The organism is Streptomyces sp. NPDC059906 (assembly GCF_042730645.1).
Taxonomy (GTDB): domain Bacteria; phylum Actinomycetota; class Actinomycetes; order Streptomycetales; family Streptomycetaceae; genus Streptomyces; species Streptomyces rubrogriseus.
The window spans coordinates 37824-59174 of record NZ_JBHWKU010000025.1 but is presented as its reverse complement, the minus strand read 5'-3'; the positions used below and the strand labels follow the sequence as shown (position 1 = coordinate 59174).

At 70.0% G+C, this 21351-nt stretch carries 20 protein-coding genes and 1 riboswitch; of the genes, 2 read left to right on the top strand and 18 right to left on the bottom strand.

Going from position 1 to position 21351, the window contains the following annotated elements:
* The 5 genes from ACFV9J_RS30010 to mnmA all read right to left on the bottom strand — a co-directional run bounded on the left by ACFV9J_RS30010 (position 1) and on the right by mnmA (position 6771).
* Positions 1–618: a hypothetical protein gene (locus ACFV9J_RS30010; RefSeq protein ID WP_385359226.1), complete on the bottom strand. Its 618-nt coding sequence runs from the start codon at positions 616–618 to the stop codon at positions 1–3.
* The gene (locus ACFV9J_RS30005; protein WP_385359223.1) at positions 608–3256 is read right to left on the bottom strand and encodes an N-6 DNA methylase; all 2649 of its coding nucleotides are present in this window, start codon (positions 3254–3256) and stop codon (positions 608–610) included. Before ACFV9J_RS30005 ends, ACFV9J_RS30010 begins: the two co-directional genes overlap by 11 nt.
* A 99-nt stretch (positions 3257–3355) precedes the next feature.
* Entirely contained in the window at positions 3356–4198 is an 843-nt protein-coding gene (locus ACFV9J_RS30000; protein ID WP_385359221.1) for an RloB family protein, read from the bottom strand.
* A complete protein-coding gene (locus ACFV9J_RS29995; RefSeq protein ID WP_385359218.1) occupies positions 4195–5475 on the bottom strand; it encodes an ATP/GTP-binding protein in 1281 nt (426 codons plus the stop codon). Before ACFV9J_RS29995 ends, ACFV9J_RS30000 begins: the two co-directional genes overlap by 4 nt.
* Positions 5476–5634: 159 nt before the next feature.
* Positions 5635–6771, bottom strand: a complete 1137-nt coding sequence (mnmA, locus tag ACFV9J_RS29990) for a tRNA 2-thiouridine(34) synthase MnmA (RefSeq protein ID WP_385359216.1) — start codon at positions 6769–6771, stop codon at positions 5635–5637.
* Between the two features lie 61 nt (positions 6772–6832).
* On the opposite strand from mnmA, the gene ACFV9J_RS29985 reads away from it, so the two are divergent.
* Entirely contained in the window at positions 6833–7561 is a 729-nt protein-coding gene (locus tag ACFV9J_RS29985; RefSeq protein ID WP_385359213.1) for an N-acetylmuramoyl-L-alanine amidase, read from the top strand.
* A 10-nt stretch (positions 7562–7571) separates the two neighbouring features.
* On the opposite strand, the gene ACFV9J_RS29980 is transcribed toward ACFV9J_RS29985, so the two are convergent.
* From ACFV9J_RS29980 to ACFV9J_RS29970, 3 genes are all read right to left on the bottom strand, one after another.
* Complete coding sequence (locus tag ACFV9J_RS29980; protein WP_385359210.1) at positions 7572–8741, bottom strand: cysteine desulfurase family protein; 1170 nt, start codon at positions 8739–8741, stop codon at positions 7572–7574.
* A 90-nt stretch (positions 8742–8831) separates the two neighbouring features.
* Positions 8832–9131 (bottom strand): DUF4190 domain-containing protein, encoded by a 300-nt coding sequence (locus ACFV9J_RS29975; protein WP_385359208.1) that lies wholly within the window; start codon positions 9129–9131, stop codon positions 8832–8834.
* Positions 9132–9178: 47 nt separating this feature from the next.
* A complete protein-coding gene (locus ACFV9J_RS29970) occupies positions 9179–9346 on the bottom strand; it encodes a hypothetical protein (protein WP_385359206.1) in 168 nt (55 codons plus the stop codon).
* Between the two features lie 127 nt (positions 9347–9473).
* Between ACFV9J_RS29970 and ACFV9J_RS29965 the strand changes: the two genes are divergently transcribed.
* Positions 9474–10100 (top strand): TetR family transcriptional regulator, encoded by a 627-nt coding sequence (locus ACFV9J_RS29965; RefSeq protein ID WP_385359204.1) that lies wholly within the window; start codon positions 9474–9476, stop codon positions 10098–10100.
* A gap of 12 nt (positions 10101–10112) precedes the next feature.
* Here the strand turns inward: ACFV9J_RS29965 and ACFV9J_RS29960 are convergent, their stop codons facing one another.
* The 10 genes from ACFV9J_RS29960 to ACFV9J_RS29915 all read right to left on the bottom strand — a co-directional run bounded on the left by ACFV9J_RS29960 (position 10113) and on the right by ACFV9J_RS29915 (position 20967).
* The gene (locus ACFV9J_RS29960; RefSeq protein WP_385359201.1) at positions 10113–10973 is read right to left on the bottom strand and encodes a thioesterase family protein; all 861 of its coding nucleotides are present in this window, start codon (positions 10971–10973) and stop codon (positions 10113–10115) included.
* Positions 10974–11018: 45 nt separating this feature from the next.
* Positions 11019–11678 carry a trimeric intracellular cation channel family protein gene (locus ACFV9J_RS29955; protein WP_125628708.1) on the bottom strand — a complete coding sequence of 220 codons (660 nt, stop codon included), beginning with the start codon at positions 11676–11678 and terminating at the stop codon, positions 11019–11021.
* Positions 11679–11757: 79 nt separating this feature from the next.
* A complete protein-coding gene (locus ACFV9J_RS29950; RefSeq protein WP_385359197.1) occupies positions 11758–13092 on the bottom strand; it encodes an ABC transporter ATP-binding protein in 1335 nt (444 codons plus the stop codon).
* On the bottom strand, positions 13089–14186 hold the full coding sequence (locus tag ACFV9J_RS29945) for an ABC transporter ATP-binding protein (RefSeq protein ID WP_385359194.1): 1098 nt from the start codon (positions 14184–14186) through the stop codon (positions 13089–13091). Before ACFV9J_RS29945 ends, ACFV9J_RS29950 begins: the two co-directional genes overlap by 4 nt.
* Positions 14183–15181 carry an ABC transporter permease gene (locus ACFV9J_RS29940; protein WP_385359191.1) on the bottom strand — a complete coding sequence of 333 codons (999 nt, stop codon included), beginning with the start codon at positions 15179–15181 and terminating at the stop codon, positions 14183–14185. The genes ACFV9J_RS29945 and ACFV9J_RS29940 overlap by 4 nt, the downstream gene beginning before the upstream one ends.
* Positions 15182–15289: 108 nt before the next feature.
* Positions 15290–17092: an ABC transporter substrate-binding protein gene (locus ACFV9J_RS29935; RefSeq protein WP_385359189.1), complete on the bottom strand. Its 1803-nt coding sequence runs from the start codon at positions 17090–17092 to the stop codon at positions 15290–15292.
* Between the two features lie 71 nt (positions 17093–17163).
* Positions 17164–18171, bottom strand: coding sequence for an ABC transporter permease (locus tag ACFV9J_RS29930; protein WP_361011243.1), 1008 nt, complete (start codon positions 18169–18171; stop codon positions 17164–17166).
* A 315-nt stretch (positions 18172–18486) separates the two neighbouring features.
* Positions 18487–19284, bottom strand: coding sequence for an enhanced serine sensitivity protein SseB C-terminal domain-containing protein (locus tag ACFV9J_RS29925; RefSeq protein WP_385359187.1), 798 nt, complete (start codon positions 19282–19284; stop codon positions 18487–18489).
* A gap of 167 nt (positions 19285–19451) precedes the next feature.
* On the bottom strand, positions 19452–20219 hold the full coding sequence (locus tag ACFV9J_RS29920) for an enhanced serine sensitivity protein SseB (RefSeq protein ID WP_385359184.1): 768 nt from the start codon (positions 20217–20219) through the stop codon (positions 19452–19454).
* 79 nt (positions 20220–20298) lie between these two features.
* The gene (locus ACFV9J_RS29915; protein ID WP_385359182.1) at positions 20299–20967 is read right to left on the bottom strand and encodes an AAA family ATPase; all 669 of its coding nucleotides are present in this window, start codon (positions 20965–20967) and stop codon (positions 20299–20301) included.
* Positions 20968–21144: 177 nt separating this feature from the next.
* A riboswitch (glycine riboswitch) is annotated at positions 21145–21238 on the top strand.
* Positions 21239–21351: the final 113 nt, after the last annotated feature.

Genomic DNA, 21351 nt, shown 5'->3' with positions numbered 1-21351 from the left:
TCACGGGAGGTAATCCCTCCCACCCAGAAGGCCCTCCACGACTCCGCGCTGAATAACACGAAGCTTCGCTCGAACTTGATCCAATGCCGCAATCCGTTGTTCAACCACCGCGTGGGCGTTGACGATCTTGCGCTGCTCGGCAATGGATGGCAGCGGCACGCGCAGCGATTGGACCAGGGATGCGCTAATTTTAACCATACTTTCGCTTGTGCCACGCGCACCGGCTTGCAATTCTCTTCGCACAGTGGCCGACCCAAGCACCAGCTCGAGATAGCTGGGCAAACATACGATGTCGTTTGGAATCAGGCGCATCATCAAGTCTGGGTAGATGCAGGGATTCCCTACGTCACGGTATATCCCAACCAATCCCACGAGTTCACGCGTATTGGCCCGACTCAAGAGTAGGTCCCCGTCACTCAGCAGGAACCTTCGCGCATAAGCGCTGTCTGGAACTCTTTTCAACTGGCGTGAAAGGAAACCACTCTTCGTAAGGCAACCGAGCCCGAGGGACAGCAGACCTGTCCATTCCGCTACTTCTTTTGGCGAGAAACCATTACTCGGATCGGACCGCAAGATCTCGCCAACAGGAACCAGCGGATACCTGCTTTCACCGCCCATAGCCCAGCTCCTCAACCCACGCCCCGAACTCCTCCGCCGCCCCGTCGCTCTCCGTCTCCAGCTCCGCGAGGGACACCGCGTACTTCTCCGCCCAGCGGCGGAACGCCGCGACCAGTTCCCGGCGGCCAGCCGCGGCGCTCGCGTCGAGGCGGGCGGTGAGGCCCTCGCCGAGGACCTTGAGGACGACGAACTGTCCGTCGTCCTCGGCCTTGGCGTTGTCGGCCCCCGCCTGCAACATGTCCAGGAACTTCGCGTCCAGCGCCGACCGGTGCTTCGACGCCGCCGTTCGTTCCTTGCGGCGCAGGGTGACCTTCTTCTCCAGGGCTGCGAGTTCCTCCGGGTCGACCGGGTCGGGCGAGGGCGTGTCCTCGTCGCTGTCCTCCGGCTCCGGCGGATCCTCGTCGTCCGTGTCGGGCGCCTCCGTCGGGCCCTGGGCCGCCGCGAGTTCGGCCACCGCCGTCTTGTACGCCGCGTCGGCCTTCGCGAGCGCCGCGTCCGCGCGGGCGACCTCCTCCAGGAACTCGGGGATGAGGGCCCGCACCACCGGCTCGTCCAGGGCGCGACGCTTGTCCGCCGTCGAGACGGTCGACTTGGTCCGGCCCCGGCTCGTCCGGCCGCCGCTCTCCGTGTCGTCGTCCGCCGTCGGGGCGACCGGGTTGACCATGGTCTCGACCGTCTCGACCCAGCCGTCCAGCACCCGCTCGTAGCCGCCCGCGGCGAGGGCCTTGACGTCGTAGCGGGCGGACGCCCACCAGTCGGCGATGATGCCGGCCGTCTCGTACTCGTCCAGGACGCCGACCGGTTCGATCGCCTCGCGGAAGCCGGCGAGGAGGCGTTCCCGCAGGCGCATCGGCTGGCGGTCCACGGTGAGGTGGGTGAAGTGTTCCGCCTGCTCGGCCCACCACTTCTCGTGGCGCTCGCGCAGTTCGGTCTCCTTCACCGCCGCGAGCCCCGGGATGCGTGCCGCCGCGGTGTCCGGGCCCTCGGGCAGGAAGTCGACGTAGGCCTCGTCGTCCTGCCGCACCCCGAAGAGGGACAGCAGGTTCACGCCGTACGACGCGAAGGCGTCGCTCTTCGCGTCGATCTCGGCCCGTGGTACTCCCCCGTACAGGTGGGCCCGCACGTCCTGGGGTTCGGCAGGCGGGGAGTTGTCGACCCAGCGGCGGATGTTGAGGTTGCAGTCGGCGGCGAGCAGGTCGTCCCTGCTGACGACGCGGGAGTAGCCGTCGATCGGGGTCCAGTCCCGGTAGACGGTGACGATCTTCTCGACGTGTTCGGGACCGAGGACGTTCTGGTTGCGTCCAGCGCGGTACTCGCGGTCGGCATTGACGAAGAGGACGTTGCCCTGGCGGTCGCCGTGCTTGCGGTGCGGTCTGCGCAGGATGAGGATGCAGCCGGGGATGCCAGTGCCGTAGAAGAGGTTGGGGCCGAGGCCGATGACCGCCTCGACGCAGTCGTCCTCCAGGAGTTTCCTGCGGATGTCCCGCTCCTTGCCGCCCCGGAAGAGCACGCCGTGCGGCATGACGGTGGCGGCGACACCGTCCCGTTCCAGCACGGAGATCATGTGCTGGACGAACATCAGGTCGGCCTTCTTGCCCGTCTCGGGTGCCCAGCCCCACTTCATCCGCCGGCCGTGGGCCTCCTCGGCCTTCTCGACCTCGTACTTGTCGTAGGGGAGGGAGAAGGGAGGGTTCGAAAGGACCTTCGTGAAGGTTCTCAGCTGCCGACTGCCGTCCCGCCGCAGGTGCAACGGCTCGGTGAGGGTGTCCCCCAGGGTCAGGTCGAACTCCCGGATGCCGTGCAGCACCATGTTCATGCTCGCCATGGACCAGGACGGGCCGTTCTTGTCCTGGCCGTTGACGGACAGGGTGCTGGGGTCGCCGCCGTCCTCCTCAACGTGTTCCCGGGCGGCGATGAGCATGCCGCCGGAGCCCGCGCAGGGGTCGTAGACCGACTCCCGTTCCCGCGGGTCGACCAGCCGCACCATCATCCGTACGACCTCGCGCGGGGTGTAGAACTCGCCGCCGCGTTGTCCGGCCGTGTCGGCGAAGCGGGCCAGCAGATACTCGTACGCCGCGCCCAGCATGTCCGGGAACTCGAAGTCCTCGTTGCGCAGCCTGTAGAGCGTGAAGTGGCGGATCAGCGAGCGGAGTTCGGCGTTCGTGAAACGGGTCCTGGTGCCGACCGTGTCGTTGAAGGAGATGTGCGAGGTGACGCCGGTCAGGCGTCGGTTGGAGCCGGTGAGTGCCGCCAGGGCCTGGTCGAGGCCCTCACCCACCTGTTCGGTGAGGCCGGAGATGCCCGGTTCCGGGTCCGGGATCGGGCCGCCTGGCTCCAGGGGCTCGTGGTACTTGTGGGGGCCCTTCCACCAGCGTGCCTTCTGGGGGACGTAGAAGACCCTGGGGTAGCTCTCGGGGTCGTTGGCGCGGGCGAGGGCGTCCTTCTCGTCCTTGCCCGGCCGTTCGAGCTCCGCGCGGTAGATCCGTTCCCACTCAGGCTGGAACTCGTCCGAGGAACGCTTCAGGAAGAGCATCCCGAAGATGTAGTCCCGGTATTCCGAGGCGTCCATCCGCCCGCGCAGGATGTCGGCAGCCGAGTAGAGATGCCGTTCGAGCTGGGGCAGGGTCAGTCTGGCCACGGACCGGTCCTTCGTACACCGTCGGGAATGGGGAGAACCCCGGCAGCGTAGTCCGACCGGCGGCCTCGCCAGAAATCGCCGGACGGGCGGCGTACGGACTCAGCCGCCCCGCGTCTCGTCCTCGACGATCCCGAGCCGGACCAGCAGGCGCCACATGTCGGAGGACGGGTCTCGCTTCAGCGGGTCGCAGTTGGCGGCGTGGCCGCTGCGGCGGGTCCACTGTTCGTAGGTCTCCGTGCCGGGGCCGGGGATCACGGAGTGGTCGACGTCCCGGCCCGAGCAGCCTCCGTGAGCGCACATGCCGACCAGTCTGCGGGCGTTTCGTACGGCCGTCCTCTCACGCCGCTTGTCCGGGTCCGTGAGGGTGCGGGCCTGCTCCTCGGTGATGCCCTTGCCGTGGTCGCCGGAGCCGGTGTCGTAGTTCTCGAAGCCCTTGGCCTCGCGATGCGCTCGCAGCCGTTCCACCACCGTGTCCGGAATGCCGCCCTCCTGGCTGGTGAACTGCTGGAAGTGCAGCAGCAGCCACAGTTCGAAGGAGGGGTGCGACAGGGCCACCTGGACCCCGTACTTGGCCGCGTCGCGCATGGCATCGGGGATGTCCTGATCCCGGTTGTCGGGGGCGTCGCGATCGAAGAGGGCCCACTTCTCGTCGTCGGGAGCCGACGCCGACGCAACGACGAGGTCGACCACCTCCGTCGGGCGGAGTCCCTTCCTGGTCACGCAGAAATTGAGGAAGAACTTCTCGCGCTCTCCGTAGGCCGAGTTCAGCAGGGCGACGTAGTCGCGCTCGGTCCGCTCCCCCTCGCCCGCCACGTAGACCACCCGCCGGGACTCGTCCCCGTAGAACTGGCTCGGTCTGCGCACCGACGGCGCGGACTCCCAGTCGCGGCGGCGACGGCGGCGGTTTCCCTGCTGGTTCCGGTTGTGTTGTCCCCTGCTCACGCTGTTGCCCGCAGCCCCTCTTCGATGAGTGCGATCTGTCGTGCGATCTCGCCGGTAGTCAGGCGGGGGACGCCGCCGTAGTGGCCGTGCAGGTAGCGGCGTTCCAGGTTGTCGTCGCGGCGGGCCTTGCGCGCGGCCGTGATGGGGTAGAGCTGGGATTCGCCGGTGGTCTTCTTCAGTGCGATCCATACCTGGTCGCGGTCGAGTGGCCGTTCCACCACGGACGGGCCCAGCAGGGTCGCGTCGTGCGTGGTGAAGATCAGCTGTGCGAAGCGCGGGTTGGCCTCGTCGTCCTGGAAGAGGCGGAGGACCTCTGCGGCGAGGATGGGGTGCAGGCTGGAGTCGAGTTCGTCGGCGAGGAGGACTCCGCCCTGGTCCAGCATGTGGAAGAGCGGGCCCAGGAAGGCGAACCAGGCGTGGGTGCCGAGGGATTCCTGTGCCCAGAAGTCGAGGGGGCGGGGGGTGCCGTCGGCGCTGCGGTGGAGCAGTTGCACCTCACCGCTCTCGGGGTCGAGAGTCAGTCCTGAGACACCCAGGTCGGCGGCGGCCAGCAGGGCGCCGATGCGCTCCCGCAGGCGGGCGCCCGCTTTGCGGTCGGTGAGCTGCTTTCGGGTCCATTCCGTGCGGTGCGCGACGTCGGGGCCGGTGGTCACCAGCCACAGGTTGTTGACGAACCAGCGGTGGACCGCCGCGAGCCCGGGGTGATTGAGCGTGGCACCGGCCGTGAGGAACAGGGCGTCTGGGCGGGTGGACGTGACGATGAGGTCCTTCTGCCCCTTCAGGCCGGAACCGGGGAAGCGGAATTCACCGCCCTCGTCGTCCGGACGGCCCGCCTCGCGGTCGAACCAGATCTGGCGCCGCCCGGACGGGTAGGCGTGCAGCCACTCCGCCTCGACGCGCTCGTCCGAAAGCTCGAAGCCGTAGGTGTACCGGACCCGATCCTTGCCGAGCATGAGGTCCACTTCGAAGAAGCTCGTCTCGTCCTGTGCGTCCGGATCCAGCTCGAAGGGCTGGCGTGGGATCTCGGCTCTCTTGCTCCAGTCCGCGAAGGAGTCCAGCACGGCCGATCTCATGAACCGCAGGGCGTTCAGGACGTTGCTCTTGCCGGAGGCGTTCGCCCCGAAGATCCCGACCGCCGGCAGGACGGAGACGGGCTTGCCCTCAGAGCGGGCACCGGTCTCGCGTGCGGTGCCCTCATTGAGCTCGGTCGCCACCAAGGAGAGCTCGGTCTCCTCGCGGATGGATCTGTGGTTGGCCACCCGGAAACTGAGCAGCACGGCCGACCTCCTGACGAGGCGGGGGCAGGACCGCCGCCTTAGGGTGCTACGTGCGGGTAATCCGCACTGCCGAGCCTAAGGGGCCGTCTCCGGATGCGCCAGAGCTCGTCACCGGCCGTTGACGGGCGCTGCCGCGCGTCACGGGCGGCCCACGCTTTGTCAGACCGACGACGCAGTCGGTACGGCGCGCACCGTCGACGCGATGGTCGCCGAGCCCACCACGCGCGTGCCGTCGTACAGCACGATCGCCTGGCCGGGGGCGACGCCGCGGACCGGCTCGGTGAAGGTCACCTCCAGGGTGCCGTCGGTCAGTTCGGCGCGGACCTCGGTCTCGCCGCCGTGGGCGCGGAGCTGGGCGGTGTAGGTGCCGGGGCCGGTGGGGGCGGCGCCGCACCAGCGGGGCTTGATCGCGCGGAGGGCGTCGACGTCGAGGGCCTCGGCCGGGCCGACCGTCACGGTGTTGTTCACCGGGGAGATGTCCAGGACGTAGCGCGGCTTGCCGTCGGGGGCCGGGGTGCCGATCCTGAGGCCCTTGCGCTGGCCGATGGTGTAGCCGTAGGCGCCCTCGTGGGTGCCGAGCCGGGTGCCCGCCTCGTCGACGATGTCGCCCTCGGCCTTGCCCAACCGGTCGGCCAGGAAGCCCTGGGTGTCGCCGTCGGCGATGAAGCAGATGTCGTGCGAGTCGGGCTTCTTGGCCACCGCGAGGCCCCGGCGCTCGGCCTCCGCGCGGATCTCGTCCTTGGTGGTGACCGTGTCGCCGAGCGGGAACATGGCGTGGGCGAGCTGCCGGTCGTCGAGCACGCCGAGGACGTAGCTCTGGTCCTTGGCCATGTCGGAGGCGCGGTGCAGCTCGCGGACGCCGTCCTCGCGCAGGATCACCTGGGCGTAGTGGCCGGTGCAGACGGCGTCGAAGCCGAGCGCGAGGGCCTTGTCCAGGAGGGCCGCGAACTTGATCTTCTCGTTGCAGCGCAGGCACGGGTTCGGGGTGCGTCCCGCCTCGTACTCGGCGACGAAGTCCTCGACCACGTCCTCCCGGAAGCGGTCGGCGAGGTCCCACACGTAGAACGGGATGCCGATGACGTCGGCGGCGCGGCGGGCGTCCCGTGAGTCCTCGATGGTGCAACAGCCCCGGGCGCCCGTGCGGAAGGACTGCGGGTTGGCGGAGAGCGCCAGGTGGACGCCGGTCACGTCGTGCCCCGCCTCGGCCGCGCGGGCGGCGGCGACGGCGGAGTCGACTCCGCCCGACATGGCGGCGAGGACGCGGAGGGGGCGGGTGCGCTGCGGGGTCTCAGTCATAACTCCTCCAGAGTACGGGGGAAGCGGGAACCGGAGCGCGCGAGTATGCGTTGAAGATCGCATGGGGGCGAAGCAGGGATCCAAGAGCGGGTCCACACCGGGCGGGCCGGCCGGCGGCGGGTCCGCGGACGGCGACCGCCGCATCGGCCGCCGGGCGCTGATCGTCGGCGGGGCGGCGGCGGCCGTGGGCACCGGTGTGCTGGCCCGTGACGAGCTGGCCCGGCTGTGGTGGCGGATACCGGGCGTCGAGCGGCCCCGCGAGGACGGCGTGGTCGACTACGCGGGCGCGCGCTGGGTGGCGGCGTCGGACGCGAACTGGCGGCGGGCGGACCGACCGGACGACTTCGGCATCGACATGGTGATCGTCCATGTCACGCAGGGCAGCTTCGACAGCGCGGTGCGGGCCTTCCAGGACCCGGGGCACAAGGCGTCCGCGCACTACATAGTCGGGCAGGACGGGCGCGTCACCCAGATGATCCGCGAGCTGGACGTGGCGTACCACGCGGGCAACCGCGACTACAACGAACGCAGTGTCGGCATCGAGCACGAGGGTTTCGTGGACCGCCCGCAGGATTTCACCGACGCGATGTACGCCGCCTCCGCGCGGCTGACGGCGGGGATCTGCGCGCGGTACGGCATACCCGTGGACCGCAAGCACGTCCTCGGCCACGTGGAGGTGCCGGGCACCGACCACACCGATCCGGGGCCGCACTGGGACTGGGACCGGTACCTGGAGCTGGTGCGGCGCGCGGTCACGAGCGCGCCGTCGAAGCCGCCCACCAAGGCCTGAGCCTTACGCCTTACGACAGCCCCGCCGCCCGGGCGCGTTCCACCGCGGGGCCGATCGCCTTGGCGAGTGCCTCCACGTCGGCCTCGGTCGAGGTGTGCCCCAGGGAGAAGCGCAGGGTGCCGCGGGCCAGGTCGGGATCGGTTCCGGTGGCCAGCAGGACGTGGCTGGGCTGGGCGACGCCCGCGGTGCAGGCGGAGCCGGTGGAGCACTCGATGCCCTGGGCGTCGAGCAGGAGGAGGAGGGAGTCGCCCTCGCAGCCGGGGAAGGTGAAGTGGGCGTTGGCCGGGAGGCGGCCCCCGGGCGCCGGGTCGCCGCCGAGGACGGCGTCCGGGACGGCGGTACGGACGGCGTCGACCAGGTCGTCGCGCAGGGCGCCGATCTCGCGGGCGAACCACTCGCGCTGCTCGGCGGCGAGACGCCCGGCGACCGCGAAGGAGGCGACGGCGGGGACGTCGAGGGTGCCGGAGCGCACGTGGCGTTCCTGACCGCCGCCGTGCAGGACGGGGACGGGGCTGTACTCCCGGCCGAGCAGCAGCGCGCCGATGCCGTAGGGGCCGCCGATCTTGTGGCCGGAAACGGTCATGGCGGCGAGCCCGGAGGCGGCGAAGCCGACCGGAATCTGGCCGAAGGCCTGGACCGCGTCGGCGTGCAGCGGCACGTCGAACTCGGCGGCCACGTCGGCGAGTTCCCGGACCGGCATGATGGTGCCGATCTCGTTGTTGGCCCACATGACGGTCGCGAGGGCGACGTCCCCGGGGTCGCGGGCGATGGCCTCGCGGAGTGCCTCGGGGTGGACCCGGCCCTGGGCGTCGACCGGCAGGTACTCCACGGTGGCGCCCTCGTGCTCGCCGAGCCAGTGCACGGCGTCGAGGACCGCGTGGTGCTCGACGGGGCTGGCCAGGACCCGGGTGCGGGCCGGGTCGGCGTCGCGTCGGGCCCAGTACAGGCCCTTGACGGCGAGGTTGTCGGCCTCGGTGCCGCCGGAGGTGAGGACCACCTCACTGGGGCGGGCGCCGAGCGCCTCGGCGAGGGTCTCCCGGGCCTCCTCGACGGTGCGCCGCGCCCGGCGGCCGGACGCGTGCAGGGAGGAGGCGTTGCCGGTGGCGCTCAGGTGCGCGGTGAGCGCCTCGACCGCCTCGGGAAGCATCGGGGTGGTCGCGGCGTGGTCGAGGTATGCCATGGTGCGGCCGATTCTACGGGGCGGTTCCGCCCGGTCTCAGACCAAGGTTGGCCTCGTCGCGCGGCGGGCCGGACGAGGCGGTGGGGTGGTTCACAGACTCCAGGACATCGTGTTGTCCGCGGACATGAACACCACCAGGACCAGCAGGTCGGCGACGCCCAGGCCGAGGCCGAGGAGGGCCCGGCCGCGGCGGGCGGTGCCGCGCCACAGGGCGATGCCGGCCAGGGCGATCGCGATCGGGCCGAGGAAGACGTTGAGGACCAGCAGTCCGAGGAGTCCGAGGACGAAGGAGGCGACGGCCATGCCGTCGGTGTCGTGGATGCCGGTACGGCGGGTGGCGCGGCCGGTGCCTGTGTCGCTGGTGCGCTTGGCCGGTGCGGTGAGCTGCATGGTGTTCTCCCTGCCGTGCGTCGGTGGAGGTGCGTCGGTGGAGTACGTCAGTGGGCGGAGGTGCTCCGCCGGCGGCCGTGCCGCTCGCGGAGGGCGAAGATGCCGAGCCAGACGGCGATGACCAGGCCGGCCGTGACGGAGAAGGTCAGCGGTGCGTGGGCGACGGCGCCCAGGAGCACACCGAGGAGCAGGAGAGCGACGACGAGAAACAGCATGGAACGGGTCCCCCAACCTTGCGTGGACGCTTCGGTGAACGTTTGTGGTTACAGTTGTTCACTGACTTCTCAGTCTAGCGCGCCGCACGGCTTTTCAATTCCAGAGAACAGTTGTTAACTGCATGGCATGAGTCACACCCCCGGCGTTCGGCAGGCGCAGAAGCGGAAGACCCGGCAGGCACTCCTGGACGCGGCGCTCGGCCTGCTGGAGGAGCAGAGCCTGAGCAGCCTGGGACTGCGCGAGGTCACCCGTGCCGTGGGGGTCGCGCCGACCGCCTTCTACCGGCACTTCCACTCCACGGCGGATCTCGGGGTGGCGCTGGTCGAGGAGGCCCTGGGCAGCCTGCACCCGATGATCCGGACCACGATGTCACCGGCCGAGGACGACGACGAACGCATCGACCGCGCGGTCGAGTTGATCGCCGGTCATGTGGCCGCGCACCCGGCCCACGTCCGCTTCATCGCGCGGGAGCGGCACGGCGGCGTGCAGCCGGTGCGCCGGGCGATACGGGAGCAGTTGGCGCGGTTCGCCGAGGAGGTGCGGGCCGAGCTGGCCACGGACGCGTCGGCGGCGGGCTGGAGCGAGACCGACCTGCGCATGCTGGCGGGCCTCTACGTCGACCAGATGCTGATCACGGCCTCCCTCTTCCTGGAGACACTGGACGCCCCGGAAGAGGAGCGCCGCCGGGCCGTCGAGACGGCACGGCGGCAACTGCGGCTGATCAGCGTCGGCCGCACGCACTGGCTGGACTGAGCAGCCCCCGGGTCAGCCGAGCCGGACCCGGGCCAGCTGGCGGGACTGGGCGACCAGCCGGTCCGCGCTGTCCCAGACCTCGGCGTCCTCCTCCAGGAAGCCGCCGGCGAGGTTGCGGGTGGTGATGGAGACCCGCAGCGGGCCGGGCGCCGGGCGGCACCGCACGTGCGCGGTCAGCTCGACCGTCGGCACCCAGCCCTTGAGCCCCAGCTCGAACGCGGTCGGCGGCAGCGCGTCCACCGCGAGGAGCAGCGAGAGCGGGTCGGCGTCGCGGCCGTCGGCGAGGCCGAACCAGGCCCGCATCTCGCCCCGGCCCGAGGGCTGGCCCAGCGCCCAGCCCAGCGTGGCGGGGTCCAGCTTGAGCATCAGCCGGTCGGCGATGGCCGAGCTGCCGTCGACGGGGGCGGGGCCGTCCTCCGGGCCGAAGCACTGGTCCGCCGGCGGGATCGCGGGCGGCTTCGCCGAGGTGCGGACGTCGTCGGGCAGCGCGTCGAGGTCGCCGTAGGAGGCGAGGACGCGGATGCGTTCGACCTCGTTGCCCTCGTCGTCGTACTGGAGGAGGGAGGCCTGGCCGGTGGAGAGGGAGCGCCCCGTGCGGACGGTCTCGGTGCGCACGACCGCCGGGCCCGGCCGGGAGGCGGTGAGGTAGTGCGCCGAGATGGTGAAGGGGTCGGGGTGCGGGAGCGCGTCGCCGAGGGCCCGGCCCAGGACGGCCAGCAGGTAGCCGCCGTTCACGGCGTTGATGATCGTCCAGCCGGCCGACAGGTCGATGTCGTAGACGCCGGGGGCGCGTCGGGTGACGGCGGTGTCCCGGTCGAACTCGCTGTCGCCGATGGTGGCCCGTACGGCCGCTGCGGAGGCTGCTTCTGGCATGACTGCACGGTACAACAGGAAACTACTAAGCGGTAGCTTTCTTTCCTAGTCCCCCTCCACCACCGTCGACCGGCGGTTCCAGGCGCGCGGCGCCCGCCAGTGGTAGCGCAGGGCGAGCAGCCGCAGGACGAAGGCCGTGACGACCGCGAGCCCGCTGGTGAACGGGGTGAGCGCCTCGTAGCGGATGCACAGGGCGACCATCGCGGAGCCGACGATCGCCGGGACGGCGTACAGGTCGCGGTCCCAGCGCAGCAGTGAGGGCACCTCGTTGGCGAGCACGTCGCGCAGGACGCCGCCGCCCACCGCGGTGGTCAGGCCCAGGCAGGCGGAGGCGGTCAGGCCGAGGCCGTAGTCGTACGCCTTGGTGGTGCCGGCGACGCAGAACAGGCCGAGCCCGGCCGCGTCGAAGATGTTCACCCCGGTCTGGAGGCGCTCCACGTGCGGGTGGAGGAAGAAGACCAGCAGCGTCGCCAGCAGCGGTGTGAGGAAGTACCCGAGGTCGGTGAAGGCGGCGGGCGGCACCGCGCCGATCACCAGGTCCCGGAACAGCCCGCCGCCCAGCGCGGTGACCTCGGCGAGGACGGCGATGCCGAAGACGTCGAAGTTCTTGCGCACGGCCAGCAGCGCGCCGGAGATGGCGAAGACGAAGATGCCGACCAGGTCGAGCGTGTGCTGGACGGTGGGGCTGAAGAGTTGCTCGTACACCCTTCCATTCTTACTTGCCCAAGAGCCCCCGCCTTACAAATGAAGGCGGGGGCTCTCGGGTAGGGCACAGTGAACGCGGTCACTTCTCCTTGGCGGGAGGCTCCTCGTCGGTGCTCCCGGCACTCTCGGCGGCCTCGGCGGCGGGCTCGTCGCCGTCCGAGGCGGCATCGTCCGAGGCGGCATCGTCCGACGCGGTGTCCTCCGTCGCCTCGACCTCCGCGGCCACCGCCGCCGAGGTCGCCGCCGACTCGGCCAGCGCGTCCTCCGACACCAGCTCCGCCGCCTCCTTCGCGGCGGTGAGCAGGACGACGTCCTGCGGGGCCTGGTCCTCGAAGTTCTCCGGGTGGTGGCAGGCCACCTGCTGGCCCGGCCGCAGCTCCTTGAGCGGCGGCTCGGTGGTCGTGCAGACCTGCGTCGCCTTCCAGCACCGGGTGTGGAAGCGGCAGCCGCTCGGCGGGGCGATCGGCGAGGGCACGTCGCCCTTGAGCAGGATGCGCTCGCTCTTCGCGCCGCGCCGCGCCGGGTCCGGGATCGGCACCGCCGACATCAGCGCCTTGGTGTACGGGTGCATCGGCGTCTTGTAGAGCAGGTCGCGGTCGGCCAGCTCCATGATCTTGCCGAGGTACATCACCGCGATGCGGTCCGAGACGTGCCGGACCACCGAGAGGTCGTGCGCGATGATCACGTACGTCAGGCCCAGCTCCTGCTGGAGGTCGTCGAGCAGGTTGACGACCTGGGCCTGGATCGACACGTCGAGCGCGGAGACCGGCTCGTCGGCCACGACCAGCCTCGGGTTGAGCGCGAGCGCGCGGGCGATGCCGATGCGCTGGCGCTGGCCGCCGGAGAACTCGTGCGGGTAGCGGTTGTAGTGCTCGGGGTTGAGCCCGACCACCGACAGCAGCCGCTGGACCTCCTTCTTGACCCCGCCCTCGGGCTGGACGCCCTGGAGCTTGAAGGGGGCGCTGACGATCGTGCCGATGGTGTGGCGCGGGTTCAGCGAGGAGTACGGGTCCTGGAAGATCATCTGCACGTCGCGGCGCAGCGGACGCATGCCGCCGACCCCGAGGTGGGTGATGTCCTTGCCCTGGAACTCGACCTTGCCCGCGGTCGGTTCCAGGAGCCGGGTGATCAGCCGGCCCATGGTCGACTTGCCGCAGCCGGACTCGCCCACGACGCCGAGGGTTTCACCGGAGCGGACCTCGAAGTCGATGCCGTCGACGGCGCGGACGGCGCCGACCTGGCGCTGCAGCAGGCCCTTCTTGATGGGGAAGTGCTTCTGCAGCCCGGTCACCTTGAGCAGGGTCTCGCCGGGGGCCGCACCCTTGGTGAGAGTGGCGGCCTGGGCGGCCTTGCTCTCGGTGCCGTCGCTCTGCGCGGGGATGGCCACCGCTTCGTCCTTGGCTTCGTCGCTCACAGCTTCGGCGCAATCTCTTCGGTCCAGATACGCTCCCGCTGCTCCTGCGACATGTGGCAGGCGGCCCAGTGCTTGCTGCCGACCTCGGTCAGCTCGGGGCGGACCGTGCGGGTGACGTCGTCCTTGGGCACGTCGGCGTACGGGCAGCGCGGGTTGAAGGCGCAGCCGGACGGGAGGTTGATGAGGGAGGGCGGCGAGCCCTTGACCGGGATGAGGCGTTCCTGCTGGTCGCGGTCGAGCCGCGGCATCGAGCCGAGCAGGCCCCAGGTGTAGGGGTGCCGGGGCTCGTAGAACACCTTCTCGGCCGGACCGCGCTCCACGCACCGGCCGCCGTACATCACCAGGAGGTCGTCGGCCAGCTCGGCGACGACGCCCAGGTCGTGGGTGATGACGATGACCGCGGAGCCGAACTCCTTCTGCAGGTCCCGGATGAGGTCGAGGATCTGCGCCTGGACGGTGACGTCCAGGGCGGTGGTCGGCTCGTCCGCGATGAGCAGCTCGGGGTTGTTCACCAGCGACATCGCGATCATCGCGCGCTGGCGCATACCGCCGGAGAACTCGTGCGGGTAGCTGTCCACCCGCTTGTCCGGCTGCGGGATGCCGACCCGGTCGAGCATCTCCACCGCGCGGCGCTTGGCGGTCTTCTTGTCCACCTTGTGGTGGATGCGGTACGCCTCCACGATCTGCTGGCCGATCGTGAAGTACGGGTGCAGCGCGGACAGCGGGTCCTGGAAGATCATCGCCATCTCGCGGCCGCGCAGCTTGCGCACGTGGTCGGGGTCGGCGGACAGCAGCTCGGTGCCGTCCAGCCAGATCTCGCCCGATATCCGCGCCTTGCGCTTGCCGTACTGGCCGGCGGTGTGCAGGCCCATGATGCCGAGCGAGGTCACCGACTTGCCGGAGCCGGACTCGCCCACGATGCCGAGGGTCTTGCCCTTCTCCAGCTGGAAGGAGAGCCCGTCCACGGACTTGACCAGGCCGTCGTCGGTCGGGAAGTGGACCTTGAGGTCGCGTACTTCCAGGAAGGCGGTCGGCGCGGGCGAGGTGCCGGCGGGCTCGCCCACCGCTGCCCCGCTCTTGCTCAGTTCGGTCATGCGAGCCTCACTCGGGGGTCGATCACGGCGTACAGGACGTCCACCACGAGGTTGGCGATCAGCACCGCGAGAGAAGTGATCAGGACGACGCCCAGGATGAAGGGCAGGTCGTGGTTCTTGATCGCGTCCAGCACCTTCTGGCCGAGGCCGGGGAGGCTGAACGTGGTCTCGGTCAGGATGGCGCCGCCCATCAGGGCGCCGAGGTCCATGCCGAGCATGGTGAGCAGGGGGGTCAGGGTCGATCGCATCGCGTGCTTGCTGATGACGACCTGTTCCTTGAGTCCCTTGGCCCGCGCGGTGCGGATGTAGTCCTCGCCGAGGATCTCCAGCATGGTGGCGCGGGTGATCCGGGCGTACATCGCGGCGTACAGGAAGGCCAGGGTGATCCAGGGCAGGATCATGCCGCCGAGCCATCCGGTGAGGCTGTCCTCGAGCGGTACGAACTCGCCGTCGATCCAGCCGAGGCCGTAGGAGAAGATCGCCAGGCTCAGCAGACCGGTGAAGTAGATGGGGAGGGAGACACCCGCCAGGGCGACGACCATCGCGCCGCGGTCCCACAGCGTGCCGCGCTTGAGGGCGGAGAGCACACCGGCGGCCACGCCGAAGATCAGCCACAGCACGGCGGCACCGAGCGCGAGAGCCAGGGTCACCGGGAAACGCTCGGTCAGCACCGGCCAGACCGACTGCTCGGTCTTGAAGGAGTAGCCGAAGCAGGGCGCGGCGCATTGGGTCACGTCGCCGCCGGCCGCGTAGGTGCGACCCGCGAAGATGCCCTTGAAGAACTCCCAGGCCTGGACGAGGACCGGGTCGCCCAGACCCAGCTTCTCCCGCACACCCTCGACGGCGGCGGGGTCCGCCTGCTTGCCGACGAAGTTCAGGGCGATGTCGACCCCGGCCCACTTGGGGACGAGGAAGAAGATGCAGAAGACCACCAGGATGATGACCACGAGCATCACTGCGGCGGCGAACAGCCGCCTGATGAGGTAAGCGAGCACGGGTTGCGGCCCGCTGCGTCCCGCGGGCCGCCGGAGATTGTCCGGCGGCCCGCGGTCACGCCGCGCCGGCCTTCACCTGCCTTTCGTGCCGTACGGCGGGTGTACCGGTTACTTCTTGGGGTTCTTCAGACCGATGTTCACGAAGTCGTACATACCGCTGTAGGCGTCGGTGGTGTACACGTTCGCGATGTTGCTGGAGCGCCAGTTGATGAACTTCTCGAAGACGAAGGGCAGGTAGTACGCGCCCTCCATCACCTTGTGGTTGATCTCCGTGGCGATCTGCTTCTTGCCCGCGTCGTCCTTCGCGGTCAGGTAGTCGGCGAAGAGACCGTCGATCTTCGGGTCGTCGATCATCGCGAAGTTGTTGTTCGCGCTGTCGAGGATGTAGTCGCTGTGCCACAGCGGCAGACCGTAGCCCTGCACGGACGGGAAGTCCGGGCCCCAGCCCATGATGATGATGCCGTAGTTCTTCTTCTGCACGTTCGTGGGGCTGCCGATGACGCTGGCGTACTGCGAGCCGTCGTACTGGTCGATCTCGACGTCGATGCCGACCTTCTTCAGCGAGGCCTGGAGGGACTCGGCGGTGGCGACCTCGACCGGCTTGTTGTTGCGGACCGCGATGGTGGTCTTGAAGCCGTCCGGCTTGTTGCAGGCCTTCAGCTCTTCCTTGGCCTTCTCGATGTTGCCCTTCTTGTTCTCACCCGCGATCTTGTACGGGTCGTAGTTCTGCCCCTCGGAGCCCGGGACGGCGGGCGGCAGCATGTTGGTGCCGATGTCGCCGCCGGCGACCGGGCCGCCGCGCGCGGTCTGCAGGGAGACGTGGTCGGCCCCGTAGATCACGGCCTTGCGGCAGTGGATGTTGTCGAACGGCTTCACGTTCTGCGGGAACGCGGCGTACCGGATGTAACCCGAGACCGGGTTGTCCAGGTTGGCCTTGTGCTCCTTGAGGGCGGTGGTGCGGCCCTGCGGGGACAGACCGGTCTGGGCCAGGTCGATGTCGTAGTCGCCGGCGATGAGGCGGGCGTCCAGGTCGTTGGCGTTGGTGAAGAACTTGATCGTGATCTTGTCCGGGTACGCCTTGCGGACCGGGTCCGAGCTCTGCTTCCACTCGGTGTTGCGGACCAGGGTCAGGTCCTTGCCGGGGTTGTAGGACTCGAACTTGTACGGGCCCGAGGAGAACGGGTGCAGGCCGTACTTGGACTTGGTGTCCTTGTCCTGGCGGACCGGGGACGCCGAGGTCAGCGCGAGCATCTCCTCGAAGTCCGAGTTGGCCTCGGGCAGGTGGAAGACGATGGTCTTGTCGTCCGGCGTCTCGATGGCCTTCAGACCGAGCTTGTCCGCGGACTTGTCCTTGTACGGGCCCTGGTACTCGCCCTTGGGGTCGAGCACCTCCTTGAGGTACGTCGGGCCGCCGGACAGCACGTCCTGCGCCCAGACGCGCTCGATGCCGTACTTGACGTCCTTGGACGTGATCGGCTTGCCGTCCTCCCAGGTGACGCCGTCACGCAGGGTGTACGTGTAGGTCTTGCCGTCGTCCGAGACCTTGGCGAGTCCGGTGGCGAGGTCGGGGGTGGTCTCGGCACCCTCGGCGCCCGGCACGGTCTTGTTCGTGACGAGCTGGCGGCTGTAGTAGCGGGAGAAGTTCCACATGAAGCCGTAGTAGCCGCGCGTGGTGTCCCACGAGTCGGCGTCCTGCGTGCTGGCGAACTTCAGCGTGCCGCCCTTCTTGGCCTCGGAGGCCTGGGCGACCTTGTTGTTGGCTGCGTCGTAGCCGGCCGCGCCGTTCTTCGAACCGCCGCCGCTGTCGTCGTCGCCGCCTCCGCCGCACGCCGCCGTGGTCAGCAGCGCGGCGACCACTGCGGCAGCGGCCAAAGCCTGCTTGCGCCGCCCTGAGGTGCGTTGGGTAGTCACGATCTCGGATCCTCCGGATTAGATGAGAGACCCCGTGCAGGTGCCACGGGTCGCCTTGCGGTACGGCAGGGTCAGCGGGACCCCTTCGGGTCCAGCGCGTCGCGCACGCCGTCACCGAAGAGGTTGAAGGCAAGAACGGTGATGAAGATCGCCACACCGGGGACCACCATGTACATGGGGTCCGACTTGTAGTAGTCGATCGCGCTCGAGAGCATCTGCCCCCACGACGACGTGGGCGGCTTGACGCCCACACCCAGGAAGCTGAGCGCCGCCTCGGTGAGGATGTTGGTGGGGATCATCATCGTCGTGTAGACGATGATCGGCGCCACCAGGTTGGGCAGCAGTTCCTTGAAGAGGATGTAGAACCGTCCGGCACCCAGCGACCGGGCCGCCTCGACGTACTCCCGTTCGCGCATCGAGAGTGTCTGACCGCGGACCACGCGACCGATGTAGGGCCAGCCGAAGAAGCCGATGACCACGATCATCATGAGCAGGCGCACGCCCGTGCCGCTCAGTCCGAGCATGTTGTCCGGCATGACGGAGACCAGGGCGATGATGAAGAGCAGCTGCGGGAAGGCCAGCAGGCCGTCCATGACGCGGCAGATGAGGGAGTCGACCCAGCCGCCGAAGAAGCCCGCGAGGACCCCGAGGACGGTGCCGAGGACCACGGCGACCATCGCGGACAGGAAGCCGACCAGCAGCGAGATCCGGGCGCCGTGGACGATGCGGGCGAAGATGTCGCGGCCGTTGACCGGCTCCACGCCGAGCCAGTGCTCGCCGCCGAGGCCGCCCAGGGAACCCGTCGGGGTACCGAACAGCGGGTCGATCATGTCCTCGTTGTACGCGTTGGGGTCCTGCCCGTAGAGCGAGGTGATCAAGGGCGCGAACACGGCGACCACGACGAGGACCAGCACGACGATGCCGCCCGCGAGGGCCAGCTTGTCCCGCTTCAGGCGCTCCCAGGCGATCCGGCCCAGGGAGCGCCCTTGTACCGACTTGGCCTCGGCGCCGGCGACCGCCGCTTCCTCTGCCGCACTCGGGGCCGCTTCCGCGGTCGGCTCGTGCAATGGTGCCGTCATCTGGCAGGGACCCCTCTCAACCGGCGGTAGCCGGCCCGCACTTGCCGCTGTAGCGGCGTGATCAGTCCGTCGTACAAAGAGGCGAGCATCCACCCCTTGTTGCGGGAGTCTTCAACGCTTTGGCGATCTGTAGCCAGACTTGACGGGGAATGGATGCGCAACCGTGATGCTGTTTGAGGTGTTCCGTTATCCGGACAGTGGGTAACGGGGGCCGGACGCGGGCGAGTTGGGACATCGGGGACAAGGCGGCGCTTTGCGTCGTCATCTACGCGCGAAGATCGCCTCTTCCGACGGGGCGGACGGACCCCGCCGCCGTCAGTACCGGCTACCGGCCGGAGGGTATCCGTACCCGCCCGCCGGAGCCTGGGCGGGGGCCGGCGCGTGGGCCTCGCGGTCGTAGAACGGGCGCGCGTTGGCGCGCAGCCACAGGGCCACCGGATCGTGGACGTCGGTCATCGCCACCGTCGACACCGGCAGCCCGTCCGGCACCGCGCCGACGGACTGCTGCATCATGGCGCGCACCGCGTCGACGGCCGGCGGGGAGGTGTCGTACACGTCCAGGCCGATGGCGAGATACGGCGCTCCCAGCGCCGGCTGCACCCAGGCGCGGCGCAGCGCGCGGACCGCCGGGGTGCGGTGGGCGTTCTGTGCGAGCAGGGCGTAGAACTGAGGGATCTCGATGGCCGGTTCGGACAGCCGCAGCGGCCCGGCGGGCTGGCGGTCCAGGCCGGAGGCGATGCGGCGCAGGTCGAGCCAGGGGATGCCGACGCCGCCGCCGGGGGCGTGCGGGTTGAGCCACAGGCCGTAGTGGTCCGGGTACAGGGCGCGGGCCGCCTCCAGGCCGTCGACCACTTCGTACGACCGGTTCCAGCCGCTGGCCGAGAGCTCCTGGGCGGAGGTCACGCAGGGCGCGTAGCCGTAGCCCTCGACCTCCATGTTTCCGTACTGGGCGTCCGGGGAGCCGGCCTGGCCGTGCCACAGCAGCATCCAGACCTGGCCGGAAGTGGGGGTGGCGAGGGCGCGCAGCAGGGCCTCGTAGGCGTCGTAGCGCCCGGGCGTCACCTGGCGCAGCATGTGCTCGACCTGTCCGGTCGTGGTGCCGCTGGCGCTCACGCGTATCGCCCCTTCGAGAAGTTCCCCCGGTGTGGGGACCAGCTTAAGGCTCCGCCGGGTGCGGGGGGCCTTCCAGCTCGGGGTGTGCGGCCATTGTTCGGCTGCGGCGCCGTCGTGGCTTGTCGCGCAGTTCCCCGCGCCCCTGGGTACGTCTTCCCACCCGGTGCTTACAAGTCACCGTTGTAGAAGGGACGGACCTTCTCGCGCATCCAGTCGCAGACCGGGTCCTGGGCTGCTTCCAGGAGGACCAGGTTGACCTGGTACTTCAGGGGGGACTTGGTGAGGGCTCGGCCCAGGGCGTCCAGGGGGAGGGTCCGGGCGTCGCCCTCCCAGTGGGTGAGTTCGACGCCGACGAACAGGACCGGGTCGGCGGTCTCGACGGCGGCCAGGCAGCGGCGCGCGCTGCGTACGACGCCGGTGGCGGCGAACTCGGCGGAGGCCGCGGCCAGGAAGTCCACCGGGTCGTCCTGCCAGTCCGGCTCGAAGAGGCGGACCCGGCCGCCGGAGGAGGGCCCGTCCAGCGGGGTGCGCCCGGCCCGGCACAGCTCGGCCACGGCGGGCGGCGGCAGCGGGATGCCGACCACGCCCTCCGGGTTCACCGCGATGCCGACCTGCGGGGGGAGGCCGCGGGCGAACTCCGCGGCGGGGGCGACGGTGTACGCCATGTGCGCGCCCGCGACCTGGCGCAGCTGCTCCTCGGAGCTGAACACCGGCACGTAGGCCTGGCCGTCGATCTCCAGCGAGGGCAGGTCGAGGGGGCCGCTGTGCGGACCGCCGCCGTTCGGCAGGGGTATCCACAGGAAGCTGCGGCCGAGGACCTCCACGATCCGGCCGCCGGCCGACGGGATGCCGAGGGAGGCGGACAGCACCTCCTCCAGCTCGTTGCCGGGCCACCCGCCGTGCGGGTGGGGGTGCGTCTGTGCCGGGAAGTCCATCTGCCTACCTACCGCCTGCCTGGTACCGCCGTTCGTGGCTGAAAGGCTAACCCGTTCGGCCCTGGGGCCCTACCGTGCGTCACCCCGTGAAGGCGATCCGCCGCAGGGTGTCGGCCGCCGCCCGGTCGAGGACGACCGCCGAGGAGCAGCCCGCGGGCAGGGTGCCGTCGGTGACCGCGCGCAGCAGGCGGGAGTTGGCCGTGCGGTGCCGCAGGAACGCGTACCGCGTCACGCCCCGGCCGCGCTCGCGCTGGCCGGCCAGGGCCTCGCCGGGAGCGACGTCGAGGAGCAGCAGGTGCAGGGTGCCCTCCCGGCGGCGGGCCTCGCGGGCCAGCCAGCCGCGCACCCAGGCCTGGGTGCCGCAGTCGTGCACGACGACGCCTTCGCCGGAGCGCAGCGCGCGGCGCAGCCCCGCGTAGTGGGCGAGGCGGACGAGGGGGCGGTAGAGCGCGTACGGCAGGAAGCGCGGCATGCGGCCGTCCCAGCGGTCGCGGGTGTCCTGGGAGTCGATGCGGCCGCCGCGCACGGTGCGCCGCATCAGCGTGGACTTGCCGCTGCCGGGCAGGCCGGTGATCACCACCAGGTCCCGGGGTCCGAAGAGCAGGGCGTGCGGGCTGCGGCCGTCGCGGTCCCTGAGGTCGCGGACGACGGGTGCGGTCAGTGGGGCGCATGCCGCGGGGGCCGGGGCGGCCGGCTGCTTGGGCAGCGCGAGTCCCGAGGTCGTGGCGTACGCCGTGGTCCTGTTCACCGTGATCGTCCTCCCCTGGGGCGGTACACGAGTACCTCCCCGTCGAGTGTAAAGAGAAGGTAATGCGCGGGTCTCGCGTTTTCGTTCGCTTACTGCCACAAGCCGGTTACAGATCACGGTCTGCCACGGATCGCCCGGGCGTGCAATGATGGCGGCGCCAACTGCATACCGGCCGTTTGAATCCGCGCGGGAGAGTCCCCGGCCGCGCCGGGGCGCCGAAGGAGCAAGTCCCTCCCTTGAATCTCTCAGGCACCGTTACCGCGCGGGCGAGGCACATCTGAAAAGCGGACCGCCCCCGACGGCGGTCCCACCCAAGGTGCAAGCCCTGATCGCCGTACTCCGGTGGCCGTGGCGAACCTCTCAGGTTCCGATGACAGATGGGGA

Coding starts and splice junctions, on each gene's coding strand:
- ACFV9J_RS29930 (WP_361011243.1), bottom strand. CDS start 18,171: ATGACGGCACCATTGCACGAGCCGACCGCGGAAGCGGCCCCGAGTGCG.
- ACFV9J_RS29920 (WP_385359184.1), bottom strand. CDS start 20,219: ATGGACTTCCCGGCACAGACGCACCCCCACCCGCACGGCGGGTGGCCC.
- ACFV9J_RS29980 (WP_385359210.1), bottom strand. CDS start 8,741: ATGGCATACCTCGACCACGCCGCGACCACCCCGATGCTTCCCGAGGCG.
- ACFV9J_RS29965 (WP_385359204.1), top strand. CDS start 9,474: ATGAGTCACACCCCCGGCGTTCGGCAGGCGCAGAAGCGGAAGACCCGG.
- ACFV9J_RS29960 (WP_385359201.1), bottom strand. CDS start 10,973: ATGCCAGAAGCAGCCTCCGCAGCGGCCGTACGGGCCACCATCGGCGAC.
- ACFV9J_RS29945 (WP_385359194.1), bottom strand. CDS start 14,186: ATGACCGAACTGAGCAAGAGCGGGGCAGCGGTGGGCGAGCCCGCCGGC.
- ACFV9J_RS30010 (WP_385359226.1), bottom strand. CDS start 618: ATGGGCGGTGAAAGCAGGTATCCGCTGGTTCCTGTTGGCGAGATCTTG.
- ACFV9J_RS29985 (WP_385359213.1), top strand. CDS start 6,833: ATGGGGGCGAAGCAGGGATCCAAGAGCGGGTCCACACCGGGCGGGCCG.
- mnmA (WP_385359216.1), bottom strand. CDS start 6,771: ATGACTGAGACCCCGCAGCGCACCCGCCCCCTCCGCGTCCTCGCCGCC.
- ACFV9J_RS29975 (WP_385359208.1), bottom strand. CDS start 9,131: ATGCAGCTCACCGCACCGGCCAAGCGCACCAGCGACACAGGCACCGGC.
- ACFV9J_RS29970 (WP_385359206.1), bottom strand. CDS start 9,346: ATGCTGTTTCTCGTCGTCGCTCTCCTGCTCCTCGGTGTGCTCCTGGGC.